The sequence below is a fragment of the Pseudomonas sp. genome, from assembly GCF_050739995.1.
GTDB lineage: Bacteria > Pseudomonadota > Gammaproteobacteria > Pseudomonadales > Pseudomonadaceae > Aquipseudomonas.
The window spans coordinates 1-3,531 of sequence record NZ_JBOICG010000593.1 but is presented as its reverse complement, the minus strand read 5'-3'; the positions used below and the strand labels follow the sequence as shown (position 1 = coordinate 3,531).

Sequence of the window (3,531 nt, the reverse complement as noted above, 5' to 3'; positions counted from 1 at the left end):
GGACCATTTGTATGGCATCGCAGCCATTGTCTGTTTCTCCAACGACTTTGTAACCTTCGTGTTCCAGTAACATTCTAATGGCAAGTCGTATAACAGGGTGGTCGTCAATAATAAAAACAGTATTCATGATCACGTTCCGCGCAGATGCAAATAAAGCGGGCACATTAGCTCAGAAGATGAGCCAGGAGGGTCGGCGCTGATGGCCTAGACATAAAACAAGAAAAATCCTACATTAAAAGAGGATTGCACCTACCAGTTGTTGCATGCTTGTGAAGTGGAGGGTGTACATTTTGGGTGCGAAAGCAATGAACGGGAGTCGCTGGGGATTTACGTTGCGTGCTATACCAAAATTCATCAGTTGAAATGTTTAACGTCCTACATTTCCTGGTGCGATGTTATTAGTTTTTCAAGGCTGTCTTTGTTCAACGGCTTAGATAAATATCCCAAGAGTGGCAGCCTTCGTTGCGCAGCTTGAATAGCGAGGTTGATCAATTCGACGGTAGGTAACCCACTGAGCAAAATCGCTCCGCTAATAAAGCCGCTACGGCTGGCTATCTCTATCAGTTCGAGTCCGGGCAGGTCTGGCAGGCATTGGTCGCAAAGCATCAGGTCGAAGGGTAATTCGGACTGGGTCATTGTATGCAGGGCTTGTTCTGCATTTTCCACTGGCGTCAGTTGATCGAAGCCGAAGCTTTTGAGTAGGCACTGGGTGGCAAGGAGTTGAAAGGGATGGTCCTCCACCACAAGAATACGAAGAGGGTGTCTGGGCATAGGGAGCACGCAGTGAGTCAAGCATCGAAGGAATGTAGGAGTTGTTTGCCTGGCCCGCTTGGAGGGCGCGAGATTATTCTTCGATTGCCTGTACGAATTCGATCAGGCCGCTCTGTTCCCTTCGTAGGGCTATTCTTTTCAGGGAACAGGCTGCTTGATTGGTGCTTTATTGAGGGCTGGAGCGCCCTGTCATCTCACGTGCCATTTCGGTGGCGTAACTGTCGGTCATGCCGGCGATAAAGTCGATCATGCGCAGGAATGACGCATGTAACGACCAGGCGGGGTCCGGTGCGCTATTACCCAGCAAATCGAGGATGCGCCGGTTCTTGAACGACGGCGTGCGCCCGCCGTGTTGTTCCAGGGCTGCGCCACAAAACGCATTCAACAGGATTTCCAGGGTGGTGTAAGCGCCGATTTCATGCAGCGTCTTGCGCTTGTCCTGGAAGATTTTCTTGCGCGCCATGTCTTTGGCATCGAGTACGCAGCGCTTGGCTGGTCCGTGCATGTGCTCGACCAGATCGCCAGGCAGGGTGCCGGCCAGCAAGGCGTCCTGCTGTTCGACAAACGCCCGTGCCGCTGCGTTGGTAAGGTGCTCGATCGCCTTGCCGCGCAAGATCGCCAGTTTGCGTCGACGGGAGTCCAGTGGGCCCAGCTGTCGATAGGTCTGTGGCAGGTCATCGCCTACCAGATCAAGCAACAGCGATTCGACCTCGGCGTAGTCCAGCAGCTCCATCTCCAACCCATCTTCCAGGTCGATCAGGGCGTAGCAGATGTCGTCCGCCGCTTCCATCAGGTAGACCAGCGGATGACGCGCCCAGCGTTGTTCTTCCAGTTGTGGCAGCCCGAGTTTGTGGGCAATTTGCTCAAGAATCGGCAGCTCGCTCTGGTAGCAACCGAACTTGTGTTTCTTGTAGCCCAGGGAGTCTGCGTGACGGGCAGTCCAGGGGTATTTCAGGTAGGTGCCCAAGGTGGCGTAGGTCAGCCGCGTACCTCCGTCAAACTGATGGTATTCCAGTTGGGTCAGTACTCGAAAACCTTGGGCATTGCCTTCAAAATTGAGGAAGTCATTGCGTTCGGCGCTGGTCATGTCATCCAGCCAGCCACGCCCGGCAGCCTGCTGAAACCAGTGGCGAATGGCATCTTCACCGGAATGCCCGAAGGGTGGGTTACCGATGTCATGGGCCAGGCAGGCTGATTGCACCACCATGCCCAGGTCGCTCGGCTCGCACCAGTCGGGCAGGGCGCTGCGCAAGGTCTCCCCCACGCGCATGCCGAGTGAGCGGCCAACGCAACTGACTTCCAGTGAGTGGGTCAGGCGCGTGTGGATATGGTCGTTGCTCGATACCGGATGCACTTGGGTCTTGCGCCCCAGGCGCCGAAACGCACCCGAGAAGATGATGCGGTCATGGTCTTTGTGAAACGGGCTGCGGCCCAGTTCTTCAGGGCTGTGCAGCGGTTTTCCAAGGCGTTCGCGAGTCAGCAGGGTGGGCCAATCCAAGGCGGGTACTCTCCGTTCGGTGAATGACTCGCCCAGCTTCCCGGTTCAGCGCTGCCTGGGCAAGCGAAAATCCACAGGTCGGACGCATCCACATCGATCAGCAGCAAGCGCTGAACGGGCTCCCGTGTCCCTACGCTTCTCTACTGCCGGTGCAGAGAGGGGCTCGACGGGGTTACGAAGAAATGCAGTCATTACGAAATCAAATCACGGGAGCGCGTGGAGTCTGGCTATATCGACGGCTTGAACAAGACTGTCTGTGCAAAGCTTTTTAAACAGACTTTTTTTATGCGTGCTGACCGTTTTGTTACTCAGGTGTAGCTGGCCGGAAATTTCCTTGTTGGAGTAGCCGGCTGACAGTTTTTTGAGGATCAACTGCTCGCGTTCTGTGAGGTTGTCTTTGATGAAGCTGTCGAAGTCGTCAATCTGAACGGATATCTGCGCCCTTCCTAGCGCGGGATAATACTTTTCCCCCCTTTCCAAGGCGGCCATTGCGTTTATGATCTCGCGAGAATCCAAACGTTTAGGGATGTAGGCGTTAATGCCTGAAGCCAGGCACTCCCTCTGGTTGTGCACGTTTTCGTATTCAGAGAAAACAATGATTTTGGCTTTTATATTCAGTGTGCTGGCAACGCGAAGAAATTCTGCAGCGCAAATCAGTGGCTGGGTGATGTCAATTATTATGAATGAAGGCTGATTTTGTAGAATGACCGTGTAAATGTCTTCACCTTTACTGTACCCGTTGATCAACTGGTAGCCATGCTCCTTGAGTATTTTTTCCAGTCCAACATAAATCAGGGGGTGACGATCAATTAATATTACTTTTTTCTTCATTTATATATTCGCTAATGTGTTGTGTGTCACTCACTGTGCCCGGAATGAAGTCAGGCGTGTCACTTGCTGTGTTCGGTACCTACTACAGAGCATGGTGCTCTGGATGCTCAGTGTTTTTTTGCACTCATCATGTCCTCTAATCCCCAGAAAGACATTTGCAGATACGGTGATGGCGTTTTTCTAAATACTTAACCTGAAATGATAAGTAGCGAATTTTCAGAATGGTGTTTATAGCGCAAGTTAAAGTTCAGCATCAAGCGGGAGGCCGCTAAAGTCGGCGACCGATGCACTATTTGAGACAAGTCTTGTCTTGCCCGAGGTCTCGGAACGATAAGCCTCCACGCTTTTTCCAAGCACTCCATTGTCCTTGCCCATCTTTATTTTCACGCCTTCACGACCTGTCCGACGTTTTTGAGACATGTCTCTAGTGG

Annotated in this window: 5 protein-coding genes; all 5 read right to left on the bottom strand. The window is 52.5% G+C overall.

Features of this window, described 5'->3' with window-relative positions; translation table 11 throughout:
- A partial coding sequence (locus tag ACRESD_RS19725; RefSeq protein ID WP_431752433.1) for a response regulator occupies window positions 1-127 on the bottom strand: 127 nt, incomplete at its 3' end.
- 248 nt (window positions 128-375) lie between these two features.
- Entirely contained in the window at window positions 376-771 is a 396-nt protein-coding gene (locus ACRESD_RS19720) for a response regulator (RefSeq protein WP_431752432.1), read from the bottom strand.
- A 166-nt stretch (window positions 772-937) separates the two neighbouring features.
- The gene (locus tag ACRESD_RS19715) at window positions 938-2,269 is read right to left on the bottom strand and encodes a deoxyguanosinetriphosphate triphosphohydrolase (RefSeq protein ID WP_431752431.1); all 1,332 of its coding nucleotides are present in this window, start codon (window positions 2,267-2,269) and stop codon (window positions 938-940) included.
- 204 nt (window positions 2,270-2,473) lie between these two features.
- Window positions 2,474-3,100 carry a LuxR C-terminal-related transcriptional regulator gene (locus ACRESD_RS19710; RefSeq protein ID WP_431752430.1) on the bottom strand — a complete coding sequence of 209 codons (627 nt, stop codon included), beginning with the start codon at window positions 3,098-3,100 and terminating at the stop codon, window positions 2,474-2,476.
- Between the two features lie 240 nt (window positions 3,101-3,340).
- The coding region (locus ACRESD_RS19705; RefSeq protein WP_431752429.1) for a hypothetical protein at window positions 3,341-3,531 on the bottom strand (191 nt) is incomplete at its 5' end.